This window comes from Arthrobacter zhaoguopingii, assembly GCF_009828595.1.
Classification (GTDB): Bacteria; Actinomycetota; Actinomycetes; order Actinomycetales; family Micrococcaceae; genus Arthrobacter_D; species Arthrobacter_D zhaoguopingii.
The window spans coordinates 212256-237876 of sequence record NZ_WPNY01000003.1 but is presented as its reverse complement, the minus strand read 5'-3'; the positions used below and the strand labels follow the sequence as shown (position 1 = coordinate 237876).

27 protein-coding genes are annotated in these 25621 nt (G+C 70.1%); 22 read left to right on the top strand and 5 right to left on the bottom strand.

The genetic code is table 11. The features are described 5' to 3' along the window. Positions 1–13: 13 nt before the first annotated feature. The gene (pgm, locus tag GVV86_RS05785) at positions 14–1648 is read right to left on the bottom strand and encodes a phosphoglucomutase (alpha-D-glucose-1,6-bisphosphate-dependent) (protein WP_159801959.1); all 1635 of its coding nucleotides are present in this window, start codon (positions 1646–1648) and stop codon (positions 14–16) included. 200 nt (positions 1649–1848) lie between these two features. Here pgm and GVV86_RS05780 point away from each other — a divergent pair, with 200 nt between their 5' ends. Beyond that, positions 1849–2397 carry a DUF4190 domain-containing protein gene (locus tag GVV86_RS05780; RefSeq protein WP_159801956.1) on the top strand — a complete coding sequence of 183 codons (549 nt, stop codon included), beginning with the start codon at positions 1849–1851 and terminating at the stop codon, positions 2395–2397. Positions 2398–2468: 71 nt separating this feature from the next. Continuing rightward, positions 2469–2636, top strand: coding sequence for a hypothetical protein (locus GVV86_RS05775; RefSeq protein ID WP_159801953.1), 168 nt, complete (start codon positions 2469–2471; stop codon positions 2634–2636). Between the two features lie 39 nt (positions 2637–2675). On the opposite strand, the gene GVV86_RS05770 is transcribed toward GVV86_RS05775, so the two are convergent. Further along, positions 2676–4061: an amidase gene (locus GVV86_RS05770; RefSeq protein ID WP_159617326.1), complete on the bottom strand. Its 1386-nt coding sequence runs from the start codon at positions 4059–4061 to the stop codon at positions 2676–2678. Positions 4062–4204: 143 nt separating this feature from the next. Here GVV86_RS05770 and GVV86_RS05765 point away from each other — a divergent pair, with 143 nt between their 5' ends. The 4 genes from GVV86_RS05765 (at position 4205) to GVV86_RS05750 (ending at position 6957) form a co-directional block, all read left to right on the top strand. Continuing rightward, positions 4205–4531: a rhodanese-like domain-containing protein gene (locus GVV86_RS05765; RefSeq protein WP_159617325.1), complete on the top strand. Its 327-nt coding sequence runs from the start codon at positions 4205–4207 to the stop codon at positions 4529–4531. Further along, positions 4528–5484, top strand: coding sequence for a prephenate dehydratase (gene pheA / locus GVV86_RS05760; protein WP_425483345.1), 957 nt, complete (start codon positions 4528–4530; stop codon positions 5482–5484). Before GVV86_RS05765 ends, pheA begins: the two co-directional genes overlap by 4 nt. Positions 5485–5553: 69 nt before the next feature. Further along, the gene (locus GVV86_RS05755) at positions 5554–6528 is read left to right on the top strand and encodes a DNA topoisomerase IB (protein WP_159801950.1); all 975 of its coding nucleotides are present in this window, start codon (positions 5554–5556) and stop codon (positions 6526–6528) included. A gap of 84 nt (positions 6529–6612) precedes the next feature. Next, positions 6613–6957, top strand: coding sequence for a hypothetical protein (locus GVV86_RS05750; RefSeq protein ID WP_159617323.1), 345 nt, complete (start codon positions 6613–6615; stop codon positions 6955–6957). Between the two features lie 47 nt (positions 6958–7004). Here GVV86_RS05750 and GVV86_RS05745 read toward each other — a convergent pair whose 3' ends face one another. Continuing rightward, positions 7005–8102 (bottom strand): diacylglycerol/lipid kinase family protein, encoded by a 1098-nt coding sequence (locus GVV86_RS05745; RefSeq protein WP_159617322.1) that lies wholly within the window; start codon positions 8100–8102, stop codon positions 7005–7007. Positions 8103–8172: 70 nt separating this feature from the next. On the opposite strand from GVV86_RS05745, the gene serS reads away from it, so the two are divergent. After that, positions 8173–9453 carry a serine--tRNA ligase gene (gene serS / locus GVV86_RS05740; protein ID WP_159801948.1) on the top strand — a complete coding sequence of 427 codons (1281 nt, stop codon included), beginning with the start codon at positions 8173–8175 and terminating at the stop codon, positions 9451–9453. Between the two features lie 45 nt (positions 9454–9498). Beyond that, positions 9499–10335, top strand: coding sequence for an HAD family hydrolase (locus tag GVV86_RS05735; RefSeq protein WP_246199674.1), 837 nt, complete (start codon positions 9499–9501; stop codon positions 10333–10335). A 35-nt stretch (positions 10336–10370) separates the two neighbouring features. On the opposite strand, the gene GVV86_RS05730 is transcribed toward GVV86_RS05735, so the two are convergent. Both GVV86_RS05730 and GVV86_RS05725 read right to left on the bottom strand, forming a co-directional pair. Beyond that, entirely contained in the window at positions 10371–11000 is a 630-nt protein-coding gene (locus GVV86_RS05730; protein ID WP_159801945.1) for a hypothetical protein, read from the bottom strand. Positions 11001–11065: 65 nt separating this feature from the next. After that, positions 11066–11632, bottom strand: coding sequence for an inorganic diphosphatase (locus GVV86_RS05725; RefSeq protein WP_159801942.1), 567 nt, complete (start codon positions 11630–11632; stop codon positions 11066–11068). Positions 11633–11809: 177 nt separating this feature from the next. On the opposite strand from GVV86_RS05725, the gene dacB reads away from it, so the two are divergent. The 14 genes from dacB to panC all read left to right on the top strand — a co-directional run bounded on the left by dacB (position 11810) and on the right by panC (position 25561). Further along, positions 11810–13240, top strand: coding sequence for a D-alanyl-D-alanine carboxypeptidase/D-alanyl-D-alanine endopeptidase (gene dacB, locus GVV86_RS05720; protein WP_246669887.1), 1431 nt, complete (start codon positions 11810–11812; stop codon positions 13238–13240). Positions 13241–13325: 85 nt separating this feature from the next. After that, positions 13326–14492, top strand: coding sequence for a zinc-dependent metalloprotease (locus GVV86_RS05715; protein WP_159617318.1), 1167 nt, complete (start codon positions 13326–13328; stop codon positions 14490–14492). Beyond that, positions 14485–15594, top strand: coding sequence for a tRNA lysidine(34) synthetase TilS (gene tilS / locus GVV86_RS05710; protein WP_159801939.1), 1110 nt, complete (start codon positions 14485–14487; stop codon positions 15592–15594). Before GVV86_RS05715 ends, tilS begins: the two co-directional genes overlap by 8 nt. Before the next feature lie 3 nt (positions 15595–15597). After that, the gene (gene hpt / locus GVV86_RS05705; RefSeq protein ID WP_159801936.1) at positions 15598–16149 is read left to right on the top strand and encodes a hypoxanthine phosphoribosyltransferase; all 552 of its coding nucleotides are present in this window, start codon (positions 15598–15600) and stop codon (positions 16147–16149) included. Positions 16150–16320: 171 nt separating this feature from the next. After that, positions 16321–18396: an ATP-dependent zinc metalloprotease FtsH gene (gene ftsH / locus GVV86_RS05700; protein ID WP_159617315.1), complete on the top strand. Its 2076-nt coding sequence runs from the start codon at positions 16321–16323 to the stop codon at positions 18394–18396. Between the two features lie 40 nt (positions 18397–18436). After that, entirely contained in the window at positions 18437–19054 is a 618-nt protein-coding gene (gene folE, locus GVV86_RS05695) for a GTP cyclohydrolase I FolE (RefSeq protein ID WP_159617314.1), read from the top strand. A gap of 14 nt (positions 19055–19068) precedes the next feature. Then, positions 19069–19986 (top strand): dihydropteroate synthase, encoded by a 918-nt coding sequence (gene folP / locus GVV86_RS05690; protein ID WP_159617313.1) that lies wholly within the window; start codon positions 19069–19071, stop codon positions 19984–19986. Continuing rightward, on the top strand, positions 19983–20360 hold the full coding sequence (gene folB / locus GVV86_RS05685; RefSeq protein WP_159617312.1) for a dihydroneopterin aldolase: 378 nt from the start codon (positions 19983–19985) through the stop codon (positions 20358–20360). Before folP ends, folB begins: the two co-directional genes overlap by 4 nt. After that, positions 20357–20887 carry a 2-amino-4-hydroxy-6-hydroxymethyldihydropteridine diphosphokinase gene (gene folK, locus GVV86_RS05680; RefSeq protein WP_159617311.1) on the top strand — a complete coding sequence of 177 codons (531 nt, stop codon included), beginning with the start codon at positions 20357–20359 and terminating at the stop codon, positions 20885–20887. Before folB ends, folK begins: the two co-directional genes overlap by 4 nt. Positions 20888–20893: 6 nt before the next feature. Beyond that, positions 20894–21382 carry a DUF3180 domain-containing protein gene (locus tag GVV86_RS05675; RefSeq protein ID WP_159617310.1) on the top strand — a complete coding sequence of 163 codons (489 nt, stop codon included), beginning with the start codon at positions 20894–20896 and terminating at the stop codon, positions 21380–21382. Further along, positions 21375–21890, top strand: coding sequence for a PH domain-containing protein (locus GVV86_RS05670; RefSeq protein WP_159617309.1), 516 nt, complete (start codon positions 21375–21377; stop codon positions 21888–21890). The genes GVV86_RS05675 and GVV86_RS05670 overlap by 8 nt, the downstream gene beginning before the upstream one ends. Continuing rightward, positions 21887–23731, top strand: coding sequence for a PH domain-containing protein (locus GVV86_RS05665; protein WP_246669886.1), 1845 nt, complete (start codon positions 21887–21889; stop codon positions 23729–23731). Before GVV86_RS05670 ends, GVV86_RS05665 begins: the two co-directional genes overlap by 4 nt. Next, a complete protein-coding gene (locus tag GVV86_RS05660; protein ID WP_159617308.1) occupies positions 23718–24632 on the top strand; it encodes a Rossmann-like and DUF2520 domain-containing protein in 915 nt (304 codons plus the stop codon). Before GVV86_RS05665 ends, GVV86_RS05660 begins: the two co-directional genes overlap by 14 nt. Then, positions 24629–25561: a pantoate--beta-alanine ligase gene (panC, locus tag GVV86_RS05655; protein ID WP_159617307.1), complete on the top strand. Its 933-nt coding sequence runs from the start codon at positions 24629–24631 to the stop codon at positions 25559–25561. The genes GVV86_RS05660 and panC overlap by 4 nt, the downstream gene beginning before the upstream one ends. Positions 25562–25621 lie beyond the last annotated feature (60 nt).

The following is a 25621-nucleotide window of genomic DNA, read 5'->3' as shown; positions in this document are numbered from 1 at the left end:
ACGCCCCGGCCGGTCAGGCGCCGATGACGCCGTCCACGAGCGCCTTGGCCTCCGCCTGCACCTGCTTGAGGTGGTCCTCGCCCTTGAAGGATTCGGCGTAGATCTTGTAGACGTCCTCGGTTCCCGACGGGCGGGCTGCAAACCAGGCGTTCTCGGTGGTGACCTTCAGCCCTCCCACCGGCGCGCCGTTGCCGGGGGCCTCGGTGAGCCGCGCGGTGATGTCCTCACCGGCGAGGGTCGTGGCCGTGACGTCCGACGGCGATAGCTTGCCCAGCGCCGCCTTCTGCTCGCGGCTCGCGGCGGCGTCGATGCGCGCGTACACCGGCGCCCCAAACCGTTCGGTGAGCCGGGCGTAGTGCTGGGAAGGGCTCTTGCCGGACACGGCGGTGATCTCGGAGGCAAGCAGGGCCAGCAGGATGCCGTCCTTATCGGTGCTCCAGGGCCCGCCGTCCTGCCGCAGGAAGGAGGCGCCGGCCGATTCCTCACCGCCGAAGGCAACCTCGCCCGTCAGCAGCCCCGGAACGAACCACTTGAAGCCGACCGGCACCTCGACGAGCACCCGGCCGAGGTCCGCCGCCACCCGGTCGATGATCGAGGAGGACACGAGGGTCTTGCCGATGACGGCGTCACCGCGCCATGAGGGCCGGTTGCGGTACAGGTAGTCGATGGCCACCGCGAGGTAGTGGTTGGGGTTCATCAGACCACCGTCGGGGGTCACGATGCCGTGGCGGTCGGCGTCGGCGTCGTTGCCGGTGGCGATGTCGAACTCGGAGGCCCGGGCGATGAGGGAGGCCATCGCGTAGGGGGAGGAGCAGTCCATCCGGATTTTCTCGTCCCAGTCGAGCGTCATGAACCCGAACTGCGGGTCGACCGCCGGGTTGACCACCGTGAGGTTCAGGTTGTGGTTCTCGGCGATGGCTCCCCAGTAGTCGACCGAGGCCCCACCCATGGGGTCGGCGCCGATCGACAGGCCCGAGGCCCGGATCGCGTCGAGGTTCAGCACCGCCGGTAGGTCCTCGACGTAGTGCTGGAGGAAGTCGTAGGTGCCGATGCCCTCGGCCTTTTGGGCCTGCGCGGCGGGAACCCGGCGGACCTCGCGCAGCCCGCCTTCCATCAGCTCGTTCGCGCGGGCCGCGATCCAGTTGGTGGCATCCGAATCCGCCGGCCCGCCGTGCGGAGGGTTGTACTTGAAGCCGCCGTCGGCGGGCGGATTGTGGGAGGGGGTGATGACGATGCCGTCGGCCTTGTCGGTGCGGGTGGCGTTGTAGGCCAGGATCGCATGGGACACGGCCGGGGTGGGCGTGAAGGCGCCGCGGGCGTCGATCCTCACCGTGACGCCATTGGCGGCGAGCACCTCGAGGGCAGTGTTCTGCGCCGGCTCGGACAGCGCGTGCGTGTCCTTGCCCATGAAGAGGGGGCCGGTCACCCCTTCGCGGTCCCGGTATTCCACGATCGCTTGCGTAATCGCTGCAATATGCGCCTCGTTGAACGAGGCCTTCAGGGACGAGCCGCGGTGGCCCGAGGTGCCGAAGGCGACACGCTGCACCGGATCGGACGGGTCCGGAACGACGTCGAAATACGCGTCAAGCAGGGCCGTGACATCAACAAGGTCGCTGGGTAGGGCAACAGTGCCCGCTCGGTTAGCCATGGCAACAGCATGTCAAAGAACTGCGCCAAATACAGCCGCCGGTTTCTGAAGCGCTCCGGCCGGCGCGGCGGCGGGGTCGAGACTGCGCCGTATTGCCCCTCCGGCACGGATTCGATTGCATCGGCGCACCAGGACGGGGACCATTAGGAGATCCGGGGGTCCGGACACCCGAGCCCTCCCGCACGACCCAAGGTGGAACCATGGCCGACGACGGCCCCCAGCAGCGCCCCCCTTTCAGCGATCCCCACGACCCGCGCTGGTATTCCGATCCCGGTATGCGCGGCTCCGGTGCCGCCGGCGCGGCCGGACCGGCAGGGGAGGGGCCGTCGAGAGCGCATGCCGCGGGGATGGACCCGCAGGGAACGCCTCCGTACCCGTTCGGCGGGGCGGATCCCGGCCGCGGCTTCGCGCACGGGCAGGAGTTCGGGTCGACGTCCTACCGCCAGCAGGGGACGCTTCCGTATGGCTCCTACCCGGCTCCTTACGGCGCGGAACCCCGGGGACTGAGCATCGCCGCTCTGATCCTCGGCACGGCGGCCGTGTTCACCGGCGGCCTGCTGATCCTGCCGCAGATCCTCGCGGTGGTGTTCGGCCATCTCGCCCTGCGCCGTGAGCCGGCCGGCAGGCCGCTTGCCCTGACCGGGCTCATCATGGGGTACATCATGCTGCTTGTGGGGCTGCTGCTCGTCGTCGGCTTCATCCTGCTCGTGGCCCTGGGGACGGCCGCCTCGGTGACGACGGGGCCTTGAGGTCGGGCCGATCATAAGTAAGCTGAGAAACAGGACCCGGACCGGGCCTTCCGCCTCCGAAAGGCTAAACGATGACTGACAATACGAACTCCATCCCTGAAGGCGACCCCGACGAGGAGGGCGCCGAGAAGGCCGGAGGCACCGAGAATCTCGACGCCGGAGGCTACGGCGGCCCCGACCCCGAGGTCGAAATCGCTCCCGGATTCGACGGCGGCAAGGGCTCCGACGGACAGAAGTAGTTCCGGCGGGCAGGTGTAGCACCGCCGGAACTGCCGGCGCTAGAGGGCCTCGAGCTGTGCGCAGACCGCCAGGAGGTCGGCCTCCGCGCTGGGCCTGCCGATGAGCTGGATGGCCATCGACAGTCCTTCCGCGGTCCTCAGCGTGGGAACCACCAGGGCGGGAAGCCCGCATACGTTCACCATCGAGGTGAAGGGCGAATACCGGCACTGCCGCTCGTAGTCGGTGTCGGCGTCGGCGTCGGTGTACCAGCCGATCGGGCGCGGGGTCATGCCCAGCGCCGGGGTGAGGATCATGTCGTAGTCCGCGTACTGCCGGATGGTGTCGTACTCGAACTGCCGCAGGACCGCGATTGCCTCGGTCAGTTCCGTCGCCGGACGGGTTCGAGCGCGTTGGCGCAGCGTCCCCGCCAGCGGGGTCAGCTTCGCCTCATCCTCCCCGGCGATCGGGGCGATGGCCAAGGCCGCCGTCCAGACGGTCTGGAAGGCCGCGTGGTAGCGGGGGTCGTAGGTCAGGGGCGCCTCGACGACGTCGTGCCCGGCCGCGCCCAGGGCGCGGATACCGGCCTCGAGGGCGTCTCGGGCCGGTGCGTCGAGGGTGATGGAAAACGCACTTTCGAACGGCGAGAGCGTGCTGACGCCGATCCGGAAGCGGCCTTCGGCGCGCCGGGCCGCCGAGAGGAACGAGCCTGCAGGGGCGGCGGCCGCGGTGGAGCGGTAGCCGGGCTCGGCCACCAGGGCGTCGAGGAGGAGCGCGGCGTCGGCGGCATTGCGTGCCAGCGGCCCGGCCACCACGAACTGTCCGAGGTCGGCCTGCCCGGACCCGGAGGGCACCCGGCCCCGGTTCGGTTTGAGTCCGACCAGTCCGGTGGCGGCGGCGGGAATCCGTACCGACCCCCCGCCGTCGGTCCCGGGGGCGAAGGGGATCAGCCCGGCGGCCACGGCGGCGGCGCTGCCGCCGGAGGACCCGCCCGGGCTCAGCTCCGGGTGAAGGGGGTTGCGGGCGGGCGGCCCGATGAGGTTCTCGCTGTAGGCGCTCAGGCCGAACTCCGGGACCTGCGTCTTCCCGAGGCTGATCGCCCCGGCGGCCCGCAGGACCGCCACCAGCGGGGAGTCCTCCTCCGTCACGGCCGCCGGGAGGGCCGCCGTTCCGTAGGTGGTGGGGACACCGGCCACCTCGGTGAGGTCCTTGTGCGCCAGCGGGAGCCCATGGAGCAGCGGCAGCGGGCCGCCGGCGGCCCGGCGCGCGTCGGCGGCGTCGGCCTCCTGAAGGGCTTGTTCGGCGGTGACGGTGAGGAAGGCACCGAGGGCGGGGTTCCGCTCCTCGATCCGCTGCAGGTAGTGCTCGGTCAGCTCCCTCGCCCCCACCTCGCCGCTGGCCAGGGCGTCGCGCAGGGTGAGGGCCGACAGGCTGGATAGCTCGCTCATACACCGCTTCCGTTGGAAGGACCGCCTGGGGGATCGATCCGGGCGGCGCCCGGGCCCGCTCCCACTATAGGCTTGGAGCACCGCCGGAATGCGGCGGGCCCGGGCCCCGGCATGCAGGCGCCCGGCAGTGAAGGGAAGTGCACGTGAGCGAACTTGAGAATGTTTCAGTGGAGTCCCTTGCCCCGGACGCCCGGATCCTCGACGTACGTGAGGACTACGAGTGGGAGGCGGGCCACGTCGACGGCGCCCTCCACATCCCGCTCGATGAGCTTCCCGCGCGGCTGGACGACCTGGACCCCGACGAGGACCTCCATGTGATCTGCAGAACCGGCGGACGCTCCCACCGGGCCGCCACCTGGCTTGTGGCCAACGGCTACTCCGCGGTCAATGTCAGCGGCGGAATGGGAGCCTGGCTCGAGGCCGGCAGGCCGATGGTCTCCGAGACGGGCAGCGAGCCGACGGTCCTGTGAGCAATTCCGCAGGGCAGGCCCCGGCGTCCCTGGCCTTCGCCTCGTATGCCTACCTCGGGCCGGAGGGAACCTTCACGGAGGCGGCCCTGCTCCAGGTTCCGGGAGCGGCGGAGGCCCGCTGCGTCCCGGTGGCGACGGTGGGCGCCGCGCTCGCCGAGGTCCGGTCCGGAGGAGTGGATGCCGCCATGGTGCCGATCGAGAACTCGGTCGAGGGTGGGGTGAGCGCCACCCTCGACGCCGTAGCGGTCGGCGAACCTCTGCGGATCGTGAGGGAGGAACTCGTCGCAATCACCTTCGTCCTCGCGGCCAGGCCCGGCGTCGGGCTCGCCGACGTCCGCCGCATCTCGACCCACGGCCATGCCTGGGCCCAGTGCCGCGGCTGGGTCGATTCCAATATTCCGAATGCGGAATATTTCCCGGCCTCCTCGACGGCAGCCGCGGCGCACGGCCTCGCGGAGGGCGGTTATGACGCGGCCATCTGCTCACCCCTGCTCGCGGAACGCCTCGGCCTGACGGTGCTGGCCTCGGACATTGGAGACGTCTCCGACGCGGTGACCCGCTTCATCCTGGTCTCCCGGCCCACGGTGCTGCCCGCGCCCACCGGTGCCGACAAGACTTCCCTGGTGATTCCCCTCCCGGAAGACCACCCCGGGGCGCTGATGGAGATCCTTGACCAGTTCGCCGCGCGCGGGGTCAACCTGAGCCGGATCGAGTCCCGGCCCACCGGGCAGTTCCTCGGCGACTACTTCTTCAGTATCGACGCCGACGGCCACCTTGCCGACGCGCGGGTTGCTGACGCCCTGAAGGGCCTTCACCGCATCAGCCCCAACCTGCGGTTCCTCGGCTCCTACGCCCGTGCCGATCGACGGCCGTCGACGATCGCGCCCCGGACCTCCGACGACGCGTTCGATGCCGCCGAGTCCTGGGTGGCAGGGCTGCGGGGAGGATCCTGACACGCGGCTCGAAAGAACAGTAGGCTTACCAATCTCAGGGTCTTCCGTTCGTCGAAGGTTGGTAGCCGCATGGCACGACTGCGCCGCAGCAATTCGAACAGGCCGGGCATCACCCGGCGCCGCTCCGGGAAGGGGTTCAGCTACCGCACACCCGACGGCGCCCTGCTGGCCGACAAGGCCGAACTGCAGCGGGTGCGGGAACTCGTCATCCCGCCGGCGTGGAAGGACGTCTGGATCGCGCCCTACCCGAACGGCCACGTCCAGGCCCTGGGCACCGACGAGGCCGGACGCCGCCAGTACATCTACCACCCGGCCTGGCGGGAGCAGAAGGACCGCGAGAAGTTCGACCGGTCACTTGAGTTCGGGGCCCGGCTCACCAGCGCCCGCCGCGTGATCACCCAGCACCTGCGCAGCAGCGGGATGACCCGGGAGCGGGCCTTCGCCGCGGCACTGCGCATTGTTGACTCCGGCGCCCTGAGGATCGGATCCGCCCAGTACGCCGAGGAGAACGGATCCTTCGGGGTCACCACCCTGCGCGTCGAACACGTCACCATCGAGGGCGCGGCCATCACCTTCCGCTTCCCAGGCAAGAGCGGGCAGCAGTGGGACACCACTCTCGAAGATGAGGACCTCGCCGCCGCGCTTCGCCCGATGATGCGCCGGGAGGAGGCGGACACGGTGCTCGCGTACCGGTCGGCCGACGAGAGGTGGCATCCGATCGACGGCTCGCAGCTCAATGAATTTCTTCGGCAGGTCACAGGGGGACCCTTCACGGCCAAGGACTTCCGCACCTGGCAGGCCACTGTGGTCGCCGCCATGGAACTCGCCCGGCACGACCTTGTGTCAACGAGCAGGACGGCGCGGCAGAAGGCGGTCACCGCCACGATGCGCGCTGTCGCGGACCACCTCGGCAACACCCCGGCGGTGGCGCGGAGCTCCTACGTCGATCCGCGGCTCGTCGACCGGTTCATGAGCGGTGAGGTCATCCCGGTGGCCGGCTTCGCAGCCTCGGAGCGGGCGGTGCGTGAACTGCTGGGGGGCTGAGGTGGCTTTCACCGCGGCCCGTTCGTAAGTACGCTTACAGTGGGCGTCCCGTCAGGGGCGGCACCTTCAACGAGAGGCAGCATCATGACTGACAGCGCGAGCGAAGGACGCATCGTCAATCCGGCGGGCGAGGACGAGTCCGGTTCGGATCCCAACCGCCGTGGAGACGTTGGCGACCAGGGCAACGATCTCCGGTTCGCCGAGGAGCAGCAACTGATCAACCAGCAGTCCGAACGGCACGGGGCCGCCGCGGGCGGCACCTCAAAGGAGACCGAGGGCAGCTACACCAGCACCGATCCCGCGGATACCGGCGGCGGCTACACCGGGGCGCAGAAGCCGGAGCAGGAGGGCGAATATCCCGAGAAGGACCGGGATCGGCTGAACAGCCCCGACGACGAGGGCGAATACACGGACCGCGACCGGAGTTGACCCTGCCGGACCCCGCCCCGGTAAGGCCGACACCTGACCGGGAGGGGTCAGGCACGCCCGGCGGTTACACGGGCGGCGGGGGACTCGGCCGCCGGTTCCCCGCCGGGCACCCGGATCAGCAGGGCGCCCGGGTCGATCCGGGCCGTCAGGGAGGTCACCGCACCGGAGAGGTCCCCGTCGAGCTGGGTGTGCGTGGGCTCCGCGGTCCAGACGGTGACCTCGCGGGCGCGGTAGTACTTGATGACCGGGATCTCACCCCGATGCCGGAACACGATCTTCGCCGCCATCCACAGCCAGCCGGCCAGGCTCCGGGGGCTCATCACCACAATGTCGAGGTACCCGTCGTCGATGATCGAGTCGGGAATGAAGTCGATGCCCGCAGGCAGTTTTCCGCAGTTGGCAAAGAGGACCGAGCGGACCTTCCGGCTCTGCGGCGCTCCGCCGTCGAGGCTGATCGAGACCCGCTGCCGGCGCCCGGGAAGGTGCCGCATCCCGGCCTCGCTGTAGGCGAGCCAGCCGAACTTCTCCTTGAGGTCGTCCTTGGTCGCGGCCACCACCGCCGCATCAAGCCCCACGCCGCCCATCACCAGGAACGGTGCCTCCGAGGCGGTGCCGGTGGATTCGTTGCGCAGCAGCACGGTCGCCATATCGATCCGGCGCTGGCTTCCATGGAGGGCCACCTCGAGGCAGCCGGCGATGTCGTTGTACGGTAGGCCCAGGTTGCGCACCAGCAGATTCCCGGTGCCCAGCGGCAGCAGCCCCAGCGCGGCGGGCCCGTGCGACATCGCCTGCGCCACGGCGCGCACCGTCCCGTCGCCGCCGGCGGCGAGCACGACGTCGGCCCCCGCCTCGAGCGCCAGGTGCGCCTGGCCGGTCCCCGGGTCCTCGATGGTCGTCTCAAGGATCAGCGGCGGATCCCAGCCGGCGTCCGAGCAGGCCTGTTCCACCAGGGCGCGGGTCTCTGCGGCGTTCAGTTTGACCGGGTTGAGGATCAGGGCGACCCGCTGCGGCCCCGCGGTCCGCTCAACGAGCGGGTGGACCGTTGCGGCGGGGGCTCCCTGGACCTTCAGGCGCCGCACCTGCCACCAGCTCCGAACCGACGCTGCTGCCGCGGCGGCGGTGAGGACGATCAGTTTAGGGCGCATGATTTTTCCAGAGTACCGCCGGGCGCGGCTCCATGCCCGGTGGGGGAAGGGCATTGGGTAGGCTTGGGGCGTGATCGACGTAAACGAGCTCCGCGCTGACCCCGACAAGTTCCGCTCCTCCCAGCGCGCCCGCAGGGCCGACGAATCGCTGGTCGAGGAGATCCTCTCGGCGGATACAGCACGCCGTGAAGCGGTCACCCGGCACGAAAACCTGCGGGCGGATCAGAACGCGTTCGGCAAGAAGGTGGCGCAGGCCAAGGGCGATGAAAAACAGGCGCTGCTCGCCGAGGTGAAGGAACTGGCCGCCGAGGTCAAGAAGGCCGCGGCGCTCGCCGACGAGGCACGCTCGCTGCAGGAGGCGCTGCTGCGGCGGCTCCCCAACCGGATCGAAGACGGGGTGCCCGAGGGCGGCGAAGAGGACTTCGAGGTCCTGCGGACTGTGGGAACCCCAAGGGATTTCGCCGCCGAGGGCTTCACGCCGCGGGATCACCTGGAGATCGGTGAACTCATCGGCGCCATCGATATGGAGCGCGGAGCCAAGGTCTCCGGCTCACGGTTCTACTTCCTCAAGGGCGTCGGGGCGCGGCTTGAGCTGGCCCTGCTGCAGATGGCGATGGATCAGGCGGTGCAGGCCGGGTTCACCCCCATGATCACCCCCACCCTGGTGCGGCCCGAGATCATGCAGGGAACCGGTTTCGACGTGGCCCACGACGCGGAGATCTACCGGCTGGCCGAGGACGACCTCTACCTGGTGGGAACCTCCGAGGTCGCCTTGGCGGGCTACCACTCCGACGAGATCCTCAACCTCACCGGCGGACCAATGCGGTACGCCGCCTGGTCCTCCTGCTACCGGCGTGAGGCCGGCTCGCACGGCAAGGACACCCGCGGCATCATCCGGGTCCACCAGTTCAACAAGGTGGAGATGTTCAGCTACACCACGGTCGAGGAATCTTACGCGGAGCACCAGAGGCTGCTGGCGTGGGAGGAGGAGATGCTCGCGAAGGTCGAACTGCCCTACCGGGTGATCGACACCGCGGCCGGCGACCTCGGCATGTCCGCCGCACGGAAGTTCGACTGCGAGGCCTGGGTGCCCACCCAGGGCGCCTACCGCGAACTGACCTCCACCTCGAACTGCACCACCTTCCAGGCCCGGCGGCTGAACATCCGGGAACGCCAGAGCGGGGAAGGCGCGAAGGGGACACAGGCCGTGGCGACGCTGAACGGGACCCTGGCCACCACCCGCTGGATCGTGGCGATCCTCGAACACCACCAGAATTCCGACGGCTCGGTCCGGGTTCCGGAGGCGCTGCGCCCGTATCTTAGTGGACTCGAGGTTCTGCCGGTACTGTGAGGCCCGCCCTACCCGGGCGGTGGGTTGATCTGGTTCACTGATGGAATGGCTATCTCATTTTCGGCTGGCATCGAGGACCAGCCCCAGACCCGCACAAAGTACATGGTTGCGCTCGACGTCGACGGTACCCTCGTAGACCACGACGGCTTCATGAGCGACGAGGTCCGCGCTGCGGCCTCCGCTGTCATCGAGGCCGGGCACGACATCATCATCTCCACCGGGCGCTCACTGGGCGCTGCCCTGCCGGTGATCCGGGAGATCGGGCTCGCCCGCGGCTACGCGGTGTGCTCGAACGGCGGAGTCACCCTCCGCATCGATCCGGACCTTCCCCGCGGCTTCGAGGTGATCGACAAGGTGACCTTCGACCCCAGCCCCGCCCTCCGGGCCCTGCGCGAGCGCCTGCCCGGGGCCAAATACGCCCTCGAGGACGACCAGGGCCGTTTCCTCTCGACCGAAAGCTTCCAGGACGCGAGTTTTGGCGCCGAGGCGCAGAGCGTCGACTTCGAGCAGATGCTCGACGCCAATGCGGTGCGCGTCGTTGTTTTCAGCACCGACAGCACGGCCGAGGAATTCGGCAACGCCGTCGAGACGATCGGCCTCCACGGCGTGACCTACTCGGTGGGGTGGACCGCCTGGCTGGACATCGCCGCCGCCGGCGTCACCAAGGCCAGCGCCCTTGAGCTGCTTCGGCGCAGGATCGGCAGCGACCCGGCGCTCACCGTGGCGGTGGGGGATGGGCGCAACGACATTGAAATGCTCGAGTGGGCGGCCCGCGGGGTGGCCATGGGCCAGGCTCCCGAGGAAGTACGCTCGGCGGCCACTGAAGTCACCGGCTCGGTGTACGACGACGGGGCGGCCAAGGTCCTGCGCTCGCTGGTGTAGTCCCGGCTCGCTGGTGTTATCCCGGGTGGCGCGGCTCAGTAGGCCAGGGCGGCCGGCGGCAGGACCGCCGGGCCGTGCGCCAGGTCCAGCAGCCGGGCGGCCGCCGGCCGGGTGGCCCACTCCTCCATCCAGTGGGAGCGGAGAACGGCCTTGCTCACGGCCTGGGTGCTGATCCCCAGTTCCTGGGCGATGAGCTTCTGCTGTCCCCGGGCGCCGGGGGTCATCAGGTCGAGGACCTTCCACTCGGCGTCCGTCCGGGTGTATACAAGGTGGCCCAGCAGCCGCAGCACCGCCTCGGCCTCGCCGGCGATCTCTGCGTCGGGTCCCTCGACGGCCAGCGGGATGCGTTCGCCGGTTTTCTGCGCCCGGTTCACCGCACGGCGGGCATACACCAGGCCGAATCCATCGGCGTCGAGGATGGTCTCGGGCACCGGCGGCAGGACTCCGCCGACGCCGATGCCCACATGCCAGCGGCGGAACCGGATGGCGCGCAGCGCCGCGTCCACCGCCGTGCTCGCGGATTCGACGACGCCCTGGAGTTCATCGCCCACCGAACGCTGAAACGGCACCACGGTGGGAAGGTGCCGGAGCTCGCGGATCAGCTCCGGCACCAGGTCGCCCACCTCGCGCGAGTCGCGCTGATTGATGGTGAGCACATATTGCATTGCTTCAGTATGCTTCACGCCCCGCGCGAATCCCCGAAACCCGGCTGCGGCAGGGGCGTTCGTGCCTAGCGGCCTTCGGGGACCGCCGTGGCGTTGTCGGCCTCGACGTCGACGCCGCGGCCCTGGGGCTCGTCGGCTGCGCTGGTCTCGCCCTGCCGCTTGAACCGATCCAGCGACGCCTCGACCTCGGCCTCGGCCGCTTCCCGGCCGGCCCACTCGGCGGCCTCCACCCACTTGCCCGGCTCGAGGTCCTTGTAGCGGGTGAAGAAGTGCTTGATCTCATCGAGGAGGAAGGTCGAGACGTCCGTTAGGTCCTGGATGTCGTCGAAGCGCGGGTCAACCGGAACGCACAGCACCTTGGCGTCTCCGCCGCCGTCGTCGGTCATATTGAAGACCCCGATGGGGCGTGACTCGACCAGGACGCCCGGGATCAGGTCGAAGTCCTGAAGCATCACCAGGGCGTCCAGGGGATCGCCGTCCTCGCCGAGGGTGTTTTCGAAGTAGCCGTAGTGGGTGGGGTACTGCATCGCCGTGAAGAGCACGCGGTCCAGGCGGAGGCGGTGGGTGTCGTGGTCGATCTCGTACTTGACGCGGGATCCCTTCGGGATCTCGATGGTGACGTCGAGCTTCATGGCAACTCCTCGGTGGTGTGGCTGGCGGGTGGGATTGGCACGGGCTCGGCGAGCCCGGTCCGCGGCGCCCGGCCGCCCGTTTACTGTTTAAACTTCTGCACTAACATATCGGTCGTGGCCCGCTTCCCGGCATTTTCCGCCGACCGGCGTTCCCGATGAACCCTCCGGAAGGAATCCATGAAGCGCCAGGCCCGACGGCTGACCGCCGTGCTGCTGGCGGCGGTCCTTGCGGTGCTGGCGCTGCCCCTCTCGGTCCGGGTGATTCCGGCCGCCGTGGAGGAGCTCGCCGGCGGCCCGGACGCGGAGGTGCGCCCGCCCGCCCTCCAGCGCCCACCGGCCGGTGTGCTCGAACCCGGCGTCGTCTCCGCCCTTTCGGACTCGGCGCCGCGGCCGGCCCCGGAGGTGCTCGCCCCGCTGCTCGACGCCGAGCTGCAGCTGCCCGGCGGCGGGGGGCGGTTCACCGGGGTGGTGCGTGACGCCGCCACCGGCGCGGTGCTCTACAGCAACGGCCCCGACCAGGCCCAGTCCCCGGCGTCGAACCTCAAGCTGCTGACGGCGGCGGCCGTCCTTGACACCCTCGATCCCAGTGAAAGGCTCGAGACGACCGTGCACGCCGCCGGGGACGGTGTCCTCTATCTCCGGGGCGGCGGCGATGTGCTGCTGGGCTCGGGCCCGTCGGAGACCGGCGCGGTGCGCGGTCACGCGGGCCTTTCCACCCTGGCGCAGGAGACCGCGGCGGCGTTGGACCCGGCGTCCGGCCCCTACAGCGTCGCCGTGGATGACTCCCTCTTCGAAGGCCCGCCGCTCAACCCGTCATGGGCGCAGGGGGATCTCGACGCCGGGGAACTGGCACCGGTGTACCCGCTGGCCGTCAATTCCGCCTGGCAGGACGAGGGCCTGCAGGCTGGGGCCCGCGACGCCGATCCGGCGCTAAGGGCCGCAGAGGCCTTCACCGCAGCCCTCGCCGCCGCGGCCGCCGAACGTGGCATCTCGGTGCTCGGCGGTCCGGTCCGCGCCGCGGTGCCGGACTCCGCGGAAGCGGTGGCCTCGGTCCGATCGGCGACCATTGCCGAGCAGGTGGAGCACATGCTGGTCCTCTCCGACAACTACCTGGCGGAGGCCCTGGCGCGCCTGGCCTCGGCGGCGTCCGGCGGGCCGGCGAGTTCCGACGGCGCCACTGCGCTGCTCGCTGCCACCGCCGATCGGCTCGGCGTTCCGGGCAGCGGGCTCCGGGTCGGGGACGCCGCAGGGCTCTCCGTTGACAACTCAGCAACCCCTGCCCAGCTCGCCGCGCTGCTTCACGCCGTGGCCGCCTCCAAGCAGCCCGCCCTGGCCGGAATGCCCGGCCTGCTGCCCGTGGCCGGACTGTCGGGCACCCTGAAGAAGCGTTTTGTTCCGGACGCCGCGGCGGCGGGCGGGGCCGGGGTGGTCCGGGCCAAGACCGGCACCCTGAGCGCCGTCACGGCGCTCAGCGGCTACGTCGTCACGGCCGAAGGGCGCCTGCTCAGCTTTTCCCTGATGGGCTCCGGGATCGAGGGCCGGACCCCGGAGGCCCGCGACGCCGTCGACCGGGCCGCGGCCGTGCTGGCGGCCTGCGGGTGCCGCTGAGCGCCGCGCAGAACCTGCACCTCACAATCGTGCACGCCGGGGGCAGGGCCGAGCGGCCGGACGCCGGATGTGGTCGAATAAGGTCATGGAGAGCAATGAGCCGACCGTTTCATCCACCCCCCAACGCCCGCAGCTGGTGAACTGGGACTTCGCCGCAGGCAGCGCGGCCCGTCTCGCCCCGGCCGGACCGACGATGACGCCGCGTGAGATCGCCGCCGCGGTCGATAACCTCCGCGCCCAGGCCGACGCCTCCGTGGCGCACGTCCATGCCATCTCCCGCCTTGACGCGGCGCGGGACCTGCGCGACTCCGAACTTCTCATCGTGGACCGGGCGTCCTGGGCGAAGGCCAACACCCAGAGCTTCCGGGTGCTCGTCGAGCCGGCCCTGAACCAACTTGCGCAGTCCAAGCCGGAAATCCTCAAGGCGGCCTCCGTCAGCCTCGGAGGCAACCTCACCGGCGCGCAGCTCGGTGCCATCCTGGCGTTCCTCTCCAGCAAGGTGCTGGGACAGTACGATCCGTTCGTGCCCTCCCGCAACGGGACCGGTGGGCGCCTGATGCTCGTGGCGCCCAACATTATCTCCGTCGAGCGGGAACTCAACGTCGACCCGGCCGACTTCCGCCTCTGGGTCTGCCTCCACGAGCAGACCCACCGGGTCCAGTTCGCCGCTGCGCCCTGGCTGAAGGACCACATGATCTCCGCCATCTCGGAGCTGACCACCGGGATGATGGACAAGGCCGACACCCTCTCCGAGCGCCTCGCCGCCGCGGCGAAGAGCCTCGGCATGCCCAAGGGGGAGCACCCCGGCCGCCGGTCCGCCGAGGTCGAGCAATGGCCGGACGGCGGGAAGGTCCACGGCACCGGGCTGCTGTCGGTGCTGCAGGACCCCGACGACAAGGCCCGCCTGTCCCACCTGACCGCCGTGATGAGCCTGCTCGAGGGCCACGCGAACGTCGTCATGGACGGCGTGGACGCGCGGATCGTGCCGACGGTGAAAACCATCCGCCGCCGCTTCAACGCCCGTGGAAAATCCCGCGGGCCCGTGGAGAAACTGATCCGCCAGCTCCTGGGCCTCGACGCGAAGATGCGCCAGTACAGCGACGGCGCCAAGTTCGTGCGCCGGGTCGTGGATCAGACCGGCATGGAAGGGTTCAACCTCGTCTGGGAGGCCGAGGCCAACCTCCCCACAGAGCGCGAGATCCACACCCCGGACGAATGGATCGACAGGATGAGCCTGACCCGCCATGGGTAGGCGCCCGCGCCTCAATCCGGTGGCCGCCGCGGCGCGGAACCGGGTGGAGGACGCCCTGGCGGATGTGCTGCTTCCCGCCGGAGCCCCATCCGGGGCCGCCCCGGCGGAGGGGGAGGCGGCGCCGCTGGTGCTGGTGGCGTGCAGCGGCGGCCCGGATTCGCTCGCGCTGGCCGCCGCCGCCGTGTATTTCGCGAAGGCAGGCCGGTGCAGGGTCGGCGCCGTCGTCGTCGACCACGGCCTGCAGGAGGACAGCGCGGCGGTCGCCCGGCACGCCGCGGACCAGCTCGCCGGCCTGGGACTGTCCCCGGTGGAGGTCCGTACGGTCGAGGTCGCAGCCACCGGCATGGGCCCCGAGGCCGCCGCCCGAACCGCCCGGTACGCCGCTCTCGACGCCGCCGCCCGCGGGTCCGGAGCCGCCGCCGTCCTGCTCGGCCACACGCTCGACGACCAGGCCGAGCAGGTCCTGCTCGGGCTGGCCCGCGGCTCCGGAACGCGCTCCCTGGCCGGCATGCCGGCCAGGCGGGGCCCCTACCGCCGGCCGTTCCTCGACCTGCGGCGGGCCGACACCGAGGAGATCTGTTCCTTCTACGGGCTCGACCCCTGGCACGACCCCTCCAACACGGATCCGGCCTTCGCCCGCTCCCGGGTCCGCACGCAGGTGCTGCCCTACCTTGAGGAACAGCTCGGCCCGGGCATCGCGCAGGCGCTGTACCGGTCGGCGCGGATCCTCGGCCAGGACGCCGATTACCTCGAACAGCTCAGCTCCGAGGCCTACGCCGGGCTCCGGACCGAGGCCGGCGGGGATATCCTCCTGCCGGAGGAGGGACTGCGGGGCCTGCCGGCGTCGCTGCGCCAGCGGGTCCTCGCCCTGGCCGCCGTTGAAGTCGGCGGCTTCCAGCCCAGCTTTGAACGCCTCCTCGCCGCTGAAACCCTCCTCGAACGCCGGGGCTCCGCGGGCCCGGTCCAGCTCGGCGGACGTGTCGGCGTTTACCGGCAGGTCCGGGGGAAATCGGTTCTTCCGGGCGGGCCAAGCTATGGCAATCTTGTCTTTAGAAACAACCGTCCCGGCACGGAGCCGCCGAGCCGTTCAACCCAGGAGTAATTGGTGGATTCCAACGACGTCGAGTCAGACCTGAAGCACGTCCTGTTCAGCAAGGAACAGATCCAGCAGCGCGTGACCGAACTTGCAGCCGAGATCGACGCCGACTACGAGGGCCGCGAGATCCTCCTCGTGGGTGTGCTCAAGGGCGCCGTGATGGTGATGGCCGACCTGGCCCGGGCGCTTCACTCCCACATCACGATGGACTGGATGGCGGTGTCTTCCTACGGATCGGGCACCCAGTCCTCCGGCGTGGTGCGGATCCTCAAGGACCTTGAAACCGACCTGATGGGCAAGCACGTGCTCATCGCCGAGGACATCATCGACTCCGGCCTGACGCTGTCCTGGCTCAAGGCCAACCTCCTCTCCCGCGGCCCCGCTTCGGTCGAAATCTGCACCCTGCTGCGCAAACCCGACGCCGCGAAGGTCGACATTGACGTGAAATATGTCGGGTTCAACATCCCGAATGAATTCGTCGTCGGATACGGCCTTGACTTCGCCGAAAAGTACCGGAACCTCGACTTCATCGGCACCCTCGCCCCCCACGTTTACGAGTAGGCGGAGCGCCTCCGCCGGGGCCCGGGCTGTACGCCCACAGGGAACTTATGCCCTAAACCGGACGTGTTGAATCTGAAACCGTGTATATCTTGAGTGTTTCGAGGTGACGGCGGACGGAACACCGTATTTCCGGCATAAGCAGGAGGGACAGGGCACGCAGCCCTGAGAAGAATGAAATATAAGAACATGTTCAAGGGGCCGGTCATCTGGATCGTCCTGGCAATCGCCGGGCTCCTGTTTATCGTCCCCAGCCTGTTCAGCGGCAGCTCCGGAAGGGTCGACACGAACGTCGGCCTTGAGCTCCTGCAGGACAACAGGGTCGAGCAGGCCAAGATCCATGATGGCGAGCAGCGCGTCGACCTGACCCTCCGGGACGACTACGAGGACCTGGGCCGCAGCGTCCAGTTCTTCTTCAGCGCCGCCCGTGCCGAGGACGTCGTCGAGGCGGTCAACGAATCCGACGTCGAGGGCTTCACCGACCAGCCCGTCCAGAGCAACTGGTTCGTCAGCGCCTTCAGTCTGATCTTCCCGATCCTGATCCTCGGCCTGATCTTCTGGTTCCTGCTCAGCCGCATGCAGGGCGGCGGCTCCAAGGTGATGCAGTTCGGCAAGTCGAAGGCCAAGCTGATCTCCAAGGACATGCCCCAGGTCACCTTCTCCGATGTCGCCGGAGCCGACGAGGCCGTCGAGGAACTCCTCGAGATCAAGGAGTTCCTGCAGGAGCCGGCGAAGTTCCAGGCCCTGGGCGCCAAGATCCCCAAGGGCGTGCTGCTGTACGGGCCTCCGGGCACGGGTAAGACCCTGCTGGCCCGGGCCGTGGCCGGCGAGGCCGGCGTACCCTTCTATTCGATCTCGGGCTCGGACTTCGTGGAGATGTTCGTCGGCGTGGGCGCCTCCCGCGTCCGTGACCTCTTCGAGCAGGCCAAGAACAACTCCCCGGCCATCATCTTTGTCGACGAGATCGACGCCGTGGGCCGCCACCGCGGTGCCGGCGTCGGCGGCGGCAACGACGAGCGCGAGCAGACCCTCAACCAGCTCCTGGTGGAGATGGACGGCTTCGACTCAACCACCAACGTCATCCTCATCGCCGCCACCAACCGCCCGGACGTGCTGGACCCGGCGCTGCTGCGCCCCGGCCGGTTCGACCGCCAGATCGGCGTCGAGGCCCCCGATATGAGGGGCCGGGAGCACATCCTCTCCGTCCATGCCAAGGGAAAGCCAATGGCGCCCGGGGTGGACCTGAAGTCCGTCGCCAAGAAGACCCCCGGGTTCACCGGTGCGGACCTGGCGAACGTCCTCAACGAGGCGGCGCTGCTCACCGCCCGCTCGAACGCCCAGCTGATCGACGACCGGGCGCTCGACGAGGCCATCGACCGCGTCATCGCCGGCCCGCAGAAGCGCAGCCGCGTCATGAAGGAACTCGAACGCAAGATCACTGCGTATCACGAGGGCGGACACGCCCTGGTCGCCGCGGCCCTGCGCAACACCGACCCGGTCACGAAGGTCACCATCCTGCCGCGCGGCCGCGCCCTCGGCTACACCATGGTGCTGCCGATGGACGACAAGTACTCGGTCACCCGCAATGAACTGCTCGACCAGCTCGCCTATGCCATGGGCGGCCGGGTCGCCGAGGAGATCGTTTTCCACGACCCCTCCACCGGCGCCTCGAACGACATCGAGAAGGCCACCGGCACCGCCCGGAAGATGGTTACCCAGTACGGGATGAGCGAGCGCATCGGCGCCGTGAAGCTCGGCCAGGGCGCCGGGGAGCCCTTCCTGGGCCGGGACATGGGCAGCGACCGCGACTACTCCGACCAGGTGGCCTTCGTCGTCGACGAAGAGGTGCGCCGGCTGATCGACAACGCCCACGATGAGGCCTACGAGATTCTCACCGAGAACCGCGACGTGCTCGACCGCCTCGCGCTCGAACTGCTCGAGCGGGAGACCCTGAACCAGGCCGAGATCGCCGAGGTCTTCGCCAGCGTGCGCAAGCGCGGTCTGCGCAATGTGTGGCTGTCGAAGGACTCCCGCCCCGTGCATTCGCTGCCCCCGGTCGTCTCGGCCAAGGAGCGGGCCCAGGCGGCGCAGAACGGCCAGCCCGCGCCCGAAACCGTCGCACCGCAGGACCAGATCGCCGAGGCCGACATCCCCGGTGACTTCGACGTCCACGGCTCCGACCTCCCCTCGCCCGAGTCCGACGGCGCCGCCGTCGACGGCAAGGGCGGGAGCGGGTCCCGGCAGCCCTAGGGGGCGGCCGGCCCGCGGGCACAGGGATAGGATCAGAGCCGTGACTGACTTCGACAACGACGTGATCGACGCCGCCCTGGCCGCCTCGGGATCCCCGGTGGACCAGCCCCGCATCCAGCGGGCCGTCCGGGAGATCCTCGTCGCGATCGGCGAGGACCCCGACCGCGACGGCCTGGTGGAGACTCCGCGGCGCGTGGCGCGGGCCTACGCCGAAATGTTTGCGGGGCTCCACCAGGACGCCGCCGACGTCCTCTCGACCTCCTTCGAACTCGATCACCAGGAGCTGGTGGTGGTGAAGGACATTCCCTTCTACTCCACCTGCGAGCACCACCTGGTGCCGTTCCACGGAGCCGCCCACGTGGGGTACATCCCCTCGGAGGACGGCCGGGTCACGGGACTGAGCAAGCTGGCCCGGCTGGTCGAGGTCTATGCCCGCCGCCCGCAGGTGCAGGAACGGCTGACGACGCAGATCGTCGAGGCACTGATGACGCACCTCAAACCCAAGGGTGCGATCGTGGTCATCGAGTGTGAGCATATGTGCATGTCAATGCGGGGCATCCGGAAACCGGGTGCGAAGACGGTGACGTCGGCCGTACGCGGCCAGATCCGTGAAACGGCCACCCGCGCCGAGGCCATGAGCCTGATACTTGGAAGATAGGACACCCCTTACCGATGGATTCACTCGCCGCAGCCCCCGGGACCGGCCCGGCCACCTCACCCCTTCCGGTGATCCGGCCGGTGCGCGTCCCGCGCACCTTCGAGGCGCTGCCCGCTGACCGCACCGTGGTGATGGGGATTCTCAATGTCACCCCCGACTCCTTCAGCGACGGCGGAAAGTACTCATCGACCGACGACGCCATCGCGCACGGGCTGCGGATGCTCTACGCCGGGGCCGACATCATCGACGTCGGCGGGGAATCGACCCGCCCCGGCGCTGCCGCGGTGCCCGTCGAGGAGGAGCTCCAGCGTGTGCTTCCCGTCGTGCGGGCACTGGTCAAGGCCGGCGCTCTCGTCAGCATCGACACCATGCACCCCGAGACGGCCGCCCAGGCAGTCCGGGCGGGGGCCGGAATCATCAACGACATCTCGGGGAATGGCTTCGACCCCGACATGCCCGCCCTGGCCGCCGAACTGGGCGTGCCCTACATTCTGACGCACCGCCGGGGGACGGCCGAGACGATGGACTCCCTGGCCACCTACTCCAACGTCGTCGAGGAGGTCATCGCGGAACTCCTTGAGGTGCGCGACACCTTCGTCGCGGCGGGCGTGAAGCCCGGGAACATCATCCTCGACCCGGGCCTCGGCTTCGCGAAGACCGGCGGGCACAACTGGGAGCTGCTGCGCTCCCTCGACCGCCTCGGATCCCTCGGCCACCGGGTGCTCATCGCGGCCTCCCGCAAGCGCTTCCTTGGCACCCTGCTGACCTCGGCGGGGAAGCCGGCGGTGCCGGCCGAACGCGACGCGGCAACCCTTGCGGTCTCGGCGCTCGCCGCCGCGAACGGCGCCTGGGCGGTCCGGGTGCACGACGTCGGCCCCACCCTCGACGCCGTCAAGGTCGCCTCGGCCTGGGCGGGCCAGGGCCCGCGATGACGGCGCTCCGGCAGCTCGACGCAGTCTCGCTGACGGGCATCAGCGCCATCGGCCACCACGGGGTTTTCGACTTCGAGCGGCGGGACGGTCAGCCCTTCCTCGTCGACGTGGTCCTCCACCTCGACCTGCGCCCCGCCGGAACCAGCGACGACCTCACCCGGACGGCCCACTACGGTGAGGTCGCCGAGCTGGTCAGCGCCATCGTCGCAGGGGAGCCGTTCCAGCTGATCGAGGCGCTCGCCGAAACGATCGCAGCCGAGATCCTCGCCCGCTACCCCGTCGAGGCCGTCGACGTCACCGTCCACAAGCCGAAGGCCCCCATCCCCGTGCCCTTCGGTGACGTTGCCGTCACGATCCACAGGAGCAGGCAGTGACAACCGCCTCCCGGACTCCGGAGGGGCCGGCAGGGACCCCCGGGACTGGGGCCGTGCTGGCCCTGGGCAGCAACCTCGGGGAGAGCCGCGGCACGCTGGCGTCGGCCGTCGCGGACCTCACCGGCAGCGACCGGGTGCGGCTGACGGCCGCCTCGCCCGTGGTGCGCACCCGGGCCGTCGGCGGGCCGGAGCAGCCGGATTACCTCAACCAGGTCATCGAGGTCGCCACCGACCTCGGACCCTATGAGCTGCTGGCACACTGCCAGGCGGTAGAGGAGAAGCACCTCCGGACCCGCACCGTGCGTTGGGGGCCGCGGACCCTCGACATCGACATCATCACCTTCGGGGCATGGACCTCGACCGATCCGCGGCTGACGGTTCCCCACCCCCGTGCGGCCGAACGGGCCTTCGTGCTGAAACCGTGGTCCCTGATGGATCCCGCGGCAACCCTCGGCGGGGTGTCCGTCGCCGAACTCGCCGCCGGTGCCGCCGACCTCCCGGGCCTGGCCCTGTGCCAGGAAGGCTAGGCGCACATGATGAGCATTCGGTTCAGTTGGCTGCTTGGCATCGGCATCGTCTCCGGCTTTCTGGGATGGACCGTCAACTTCTGGGCGGGCCGCAACGGCTACCCCACCCCTTCACTCCACCTGAGTTCGCTGCTCACAGTCGCGCTGATCATCGCCGTGACGCTCGTGTTCGGCGTGCGGGTGCTGCGGTGGCGCAACGGCAAACGGGACCGTGAATTGAACCCCATCCTTGCGGCCCGCACCCTGGTGCTGGCCCAGGCGACCGCCTACGCGGGCGCCCTGAGCCTCGGCTGGCATGCAGGCATTTTCGTCGACCAGCTCTCCCTGCTGGCCGTACGCGATACTTTGGGACCGGCGTGGGGGACCCTCGCCCTGATGGCCGGCGGTATCGTCATGGTCGTCGTCGGCCTGGTCGTCGAGGGGTTCTGCAGGATCCCGCCCGAGGATGAGGGCGGTGCCGGCACCCCGGGAACAAGCGAGGGAGAGTATGCGTAGGGAACCGATCGACCCCGAAGGCATTGTCTGGTCCAGGGTATCGCCCAAGTACCTCCGGGTGCGCCTGATCGGCTGGTTCGTCGGGTCGGTGATCTACCTGCTGATCTTCAGCATCCCACTGATCCTCCGGCTCGCCGGGGTGTGGCCGGACTTCCCGCCGTTGGCCATCGCCATTGCCCTGCCGGCCGTCGTGCTCCTCATCAGCGTGTGGAGGGTGCTGCTGCTTCCCCGCCAGGTGCGCGCCCTCGGGTATGCGGAGCGCGACGACGACCTGCTGATCCGCAGCGGCGTCATCTTCCAGCGCACCCTGGTGGTCCCCTACGGCCGCATGCAGTACGTCGACGTCGCCGTGGGTCCCCTCGAGCGCGCATTCGGGTTGTGCACCCTCAAACTCCACACGGCGTCCCCGGCCACCAACGCCGCCATCCCGGGCCTCCCCGCCACCGAGGGAGCTCGACTCCGCGAGCAGCTTTCAAGCCGCGGGGAAGCACGGCTGGCGGGTCTGTGAGCGTCCCGGACCCGCACCCTGGAACGCCGTACCCCGGCCCGCCCCGCGACGGGGCGGATCCGGCGGGCGGGCTCCTGCCGGGCGCCCCGCCGGCGCCGGTGACGGTCGACGACAGCTGGCGCCGGGTCTCGGTGATCTCCCCGCTGGTCCGCGGCTGGATCGCGCTTGCCGCCATTGCGTTCTTCTTCGGCAGGGACTGGTTTGAAGGCCTCTTCGGCCCCGGTGCCCGGGAAGGGCTGCCGGGTGCCATTGGGATCGGGCTGACCATCGCGCTCATCCTGGGCATCGTCGTCCTGATCGCGCTCGGGTTCCTCGTGTCCTGGTACTTCACCCGCTACCAGGTCACTGCCGAGTACGTGCGCGTCAATTCGGGCGTCCTGTTTCGGCAGAACCGGCAGGCCCGCCTCGACCGCGTCCAGGCGATCGACGTTGTCCAGCCCTTCCTCGCCCGCATCTTCGGACTGGCAGAGCTGAAGTTTGAGGTGGCCGATGCCGGCGAATCGGCGGTCCGCCTGGCCTTCCTCCGCCTCTCCGAGGCCCAGCAGCTCCGGGCCACCATCCTCGCCCGGGCCTCCGGCGCCGCGGTGGCCCCCGATGCCTTCGGCGGCATCGCCGAGGCGCCCGAGCGCGAGGTCGTCGCGGTGCCGTCCAGCCGGGTGATCGGCGCGGTCCTGCTCTCGGGCACCACCGTGCTGCTCCTGGCCGCGGTGATCGTCGTCGCCACCGTGACAGTGGTGTTCCGCACACCGTTCGCCGCACCGACCCTCATCCCCATGGCGCTGGGCGTCGCCGGCGCGTACTGGAGCGCGCTCAACTCCGGCTACAACTTCCGGGCCGCCCTCTCACCCGACGGCATCCGGGTCCGGTACGGCCTGCTCGACACCCGGGCGCAGACCGTCCCCCCGGGCCGGGTCCAGGCCGTCGGAATCGACCAGCCGTTGCTCTGGCGGCTCAAGGGCTGGTACCGGATCAACGCCAATGTGGCCGGGTACGGGGCCGGCGCCCCGGGCGAGGGACAGGCACGGGCCACGCTGCTGCCCGTCGGAACCCGCGCCGAGGTGTTCTCCATCCTCGCGCTCGTCCTTCCTGACCCCGGCACTGTGCGCCCGTTGGAGGTCTTCTCCGCCGGCCTTGACGCCTCGGGGGCGGCCGAGGGCTTCACCACGGCGCCGCGGCGCGCCCGGTGGCTTGCACCGCTGACCTGGCGGCGCAGCGGCTTCGCCGTGACCGGCACGGCGCTGCTCGTCCGCTCGGGGTACTTCCACCGCAGGCTCGCCGTCGTGCCCCACGAGCGGACGCAGTCGCTGTCCCTTCACCAGGGCCCCCTTGAGCGCGCCCTTCGGGTGATGGAGCTGCAGCTGCAGACGACGCCCGGTCCGGTCGCGCCCTCCCTGAGCCACATCGACGAAACCGCGGCGCTCGAACTGTTCTCGGGGCAGGCCCGGCGTGCTGCCGAGGCGCGCCGGCGGAGCATCCCCGAGCAGTGGATGAGGCCCATCCAGCAGCCCTCCGGCGCCGTCATGCCTCCGCCGCCCAGCTACGGCCCGCCCCCCATCGAGACGCAGGAGCCGTCAGGCCCCGGCTCATCGCCGCACGAGCCGCCGCACGACCAGCCGCCGCCCGACCAGCCGCTGCACGACCAGCCGCCGCATGACCAGGTAGCGCCCGACCAGCCGCTGCACGACCAGCCGCCGCATGACCAGGTAGCGCCCGACCAGCCGCTGCACGACCAGCCGCCGCATGACCAGGTAGCGCCCGACCAGCCACCGCTGAATCCACCGCTTAATTCACCGGACAGGCGACAAATCCCGGAGGGACCCGGTAGCCATGAACAACGCTGAAGCCTCACGCAGACCCGGCCGCCTCGGGGTGGGCGTCATCGGGGCCGGCAGGGTCGGCGCGGTCCTCGGCGCCGCCCTGCGCACCGCCGGACACGCCGTGGTCGGAGTGTCCGCGGTCTCCGAAGCGAGCCGGGAACGCGCGGAAACCCTCCTGCCAGGGGTGCCCATCCTCGACATTCCCGTCATCGTGGAACGGGCCGAACTGGTGCTCCTTGCCGTGCCCGACGACGCCCTCCCCGGACTCGTCGAAGGCCTGGCACGCCTGGGGGTCTGGCAGCCCGGACAGCTCGTGGTCCACACCTCCGGCCGCTCCGGCACCGAGGTCCTCGCCCCGGCCCGCCGTGCCGGCGCCATCCCGTTGGCCATCCATCCGGCCATGACGTTCACCGGACTCAGCCTCGACCTCGGACGCCTCCCCGAGTGCACCTTCGGCATCACCGCGCCCGCGGCGGTCCTGCCGATCGCCCAGGCCCTCGTCGTGGAGATGGGCGCGGAGCCGGTGATCATCGAGGAGGAGAGCCGGCCGCTCTACCACGCGGCGCTGGCCCATGCCTCAAACCACCTCGTCACCCTGGCGTCGCAGTCCGCGCAGCTTCTCAGCGACCTCGGCGTGCAGCGCCCCGACCGGATGCTCGGCCCGCTCATGAAGGCCTCCCTCGAGAACGCGCTGAGCTCGGGGGAGTCGGCCCTGACCGGCCCGGTCGCCCGCGGCGACGTGGAGACCGTACGAACCCACACCACCGCCCTGGCCCGTCACGACGCGGCCGACGTCGCCCTTGCCTACCGCGACATGGCCCGGGCCACTACCCTGCGCGCACTCGACCGGGGCCTGCTCAGCGCCGAACAGGGAGCAGCCGTGCTCGCAGCCCTTGAACCGGCCCCCACCGAGGACGACCGATGACCGAGACGACCCCGGGCACTCCACGGCTCGTCACGACGGCCGGCGACCTCCGCAGCGCCGGCGCCGACCTGCTCCACCGGGCCGCGGAGAACGGCCAGGGCGGGGCCACGCGGCGCCCGTCGCTGGGACTGGTGCCGACGATGGGCGCGCTCCACGCGGGCCACGCGGCCCTGGCCGCGGCGGCCCGCGCCGAGAACGACGTCGTCGTGGTCACGATCTTCGTCAACCCGCTGCAGTTCGGCGAACAGGCAGACCTGGACCGCTACCCCCGCACCCTGGAGGCCGACCTCGAACTGCTGGGCGCCCAGGGGGTGGACCTGGTGTTCGCTCCGGCCGCCGAGGAGGTCTACCCCGACGGCCCCCCGCAGGTCCGGCTGCAGGCAGGCGCCCTCGGGGAGAAACTTGAAGGGGCGTTCCGGCCGGGGCACTTCGACGGCATGCTCACCGTCGTGGCGAAGCTCCTGAACCTCGGTGCCCCCGACGCCGCCGCCGACTACCGCGCCTACTTCGGCCGGAAGGATGCCCAGCAGCTGGCGCTCGTGAAGCGCATGGTGCGCGACCTCAATTTCCCGGTCGAGATCGTCGGCGTGCCCACGGTGAGGGACGCCGACGGCCTGGCCCTGTCGAGCCGCAACCGCTTCCTCTCGGCAGCCGAACGCGAGGCCGCCCTCGTGCTGCAGCGTGCCCTGGGCATGCTGAGGGAACGGGCGGAGCGGAACGAGCCCCTCGACCCAGACACGGTGCTGGCGATGATCGCCAGCGTGCCCGCCGTGAACCTTGAGTACCTCGAGGTCGTCGACCCGCTCAGCCTCGAGCCGCTCGCCTTTCCCTGCGCCAACACTCCGTTCACGGGGACCGGTCTGGCGCTCATCGCCGCCCGGGTGGGTCCGGTGCGGCTCATCGACAATATGGAACTGGACGGCGGGTGAAATCCGGGGATTACCGGACCCCGTAAACTTGGCTACCGTGACGAAAGAAAACCCCACCAC

Excerpts from the sequence above, each read along its gene's own strand:
- GVV86_RS05770 (WP_159617326.1), bottom strand. The coding sequence starts at position 4,061 with ATGAGCGAGCTATCCAGCCTGTCGGCCCTCACCCTGCGCGACGCCCTG.
- GVV86_RS05715 (WP_159617318.1), top strand. The coding sequence starts at position 13,326 with ATGGAGAGCAATGAGCCGACCGTTTCATCCACCCCCCAACGCCCGCAG.
- GVV86_RS05780 (WP_159801956.1), top strand. The coding sequence starts at position 1,849 with ATGGCCGACGACGGCCCCCAGCAGCGCCCCCCTTTCAGCGATCCCCAC.
- GVV86_RS05730 (WP_159801945.1), bottom strand. The coding sequence starts at position 11,000 with ATGCAATATGTGCTCACCATCAATCAGCGCGACTCGCGCGAGGTGGGC.
- ftsH (WP_159617315.1), top strand. The coding sequence starts at position 16,321 with ATGAAATATAAGAACATGTTCAAGGGGCCGGTCATCTGGATCGTCCTG.
- GVV86_RS05745 (WP_159617322.1), bottom strand. The coding sequence starts at position 8,102 with ATGCGCCCTAAACTGATCGTCCTCACCGCCGCCGCGGCAGCAGCGTCG.
- pgm (WP_159801959.1), bottom strand. The coding sequence starts at position 1,648 with ATGGCTAACCGAGCGGGCACTGTTGCCCTACCCAGCGACCTTGTTGAT.
- folP (WP_159617313.1), top strand. The coding sequence starts at position 19,069 with ATGGATTCACTCGCCGCAGCCCCCGGGACCGGCCCGGCCACCTCACCC.
- folB (WP_159617312.1), top strand. The coding sequence starts at position 19,983 with ATGACGGCGCTCCGGCAGCTCGACGCAGTCTCGCTGACGGGCATCAGC.
- dacB (WP_246669887.1), top strand. The coding sequence starts at position 11,810 with ATGAAGCGCCAGGCCCGACGGCTGACCGCCGTGCTGCTGGCGGCGGTC.
- GVV86_RS05755 (WP_159801950.1), top strand. The coding sequence starts at position 5,554 with ATGGCACGACTGCGCCGCAGCAATTCGAACAGGCCGGGCATCACCCGG.
- GVV86_RS05750 (WP_159617323.1), top strand. The coding sequence starts at position 6,613 with ATGACTGACAGCGCGAGCGAAGGACGCATCGTCAATCCGGCGGGCGAG.
- GVV86_RS05725 (WP_159801942.1), bottom strand. The coding sequence starts at position 11,632 with ATGAAGCTCGACGTCACCATCGAGATCCCGAAGGGATCCCGCGTCAAG.
- GVV86_RS05775 (WP_159801953.1), top strand. The coding sequence starts at position 2,469 with ATGACTGACAATACGAACTCCATCCCTGAAGGCGACCCCGACGAGGAG.
- panC (WP_159617307.1), top strand. The coding sequence starts at position 24,629 with ATGACCGAGACGACCCCGGGCACTCCACGGCTCGTCACGACGGCCGGC.
- GVV86_RS05675 (WP_159617310.1), top strand. The coding sequence starts at position 20,894 with ATGATGAGCATTCGGTTCAGTTGGCTGCTTGGCATCGGCATCGTCTCC.
- tilS (WP_159801939.1), top strand. The coding sequence starts at position 14,485 with ATGGGTAGGCGCCCGCGCCTCAATCCGGTGGCCGCCGCGGCGCGGAAC.
- GVV86_RS05670 (WP_159617309.1), top strand. The coding sequence starts at position 21,375 with ATGCGTAGGGAACCGATCGACCCCGAAGGCATTGTCTGGTCCAGGGTA.
- GVV86_RS05660 (WP_159617308.1), top strand. The coding sequence starts at position 23,718 with ATGAACAACGCTGAAGCCTCACGCAGACCCGGCCGCCTCGGGGTGGGC.
- GVV86_RS05735 (WP_246199674.1), top strand. The coding sequence starts at position 9,499 with ATGGCTATCTCATTTTCGGCTGGCATCGAGGACCAGCCCCAGACCCGC.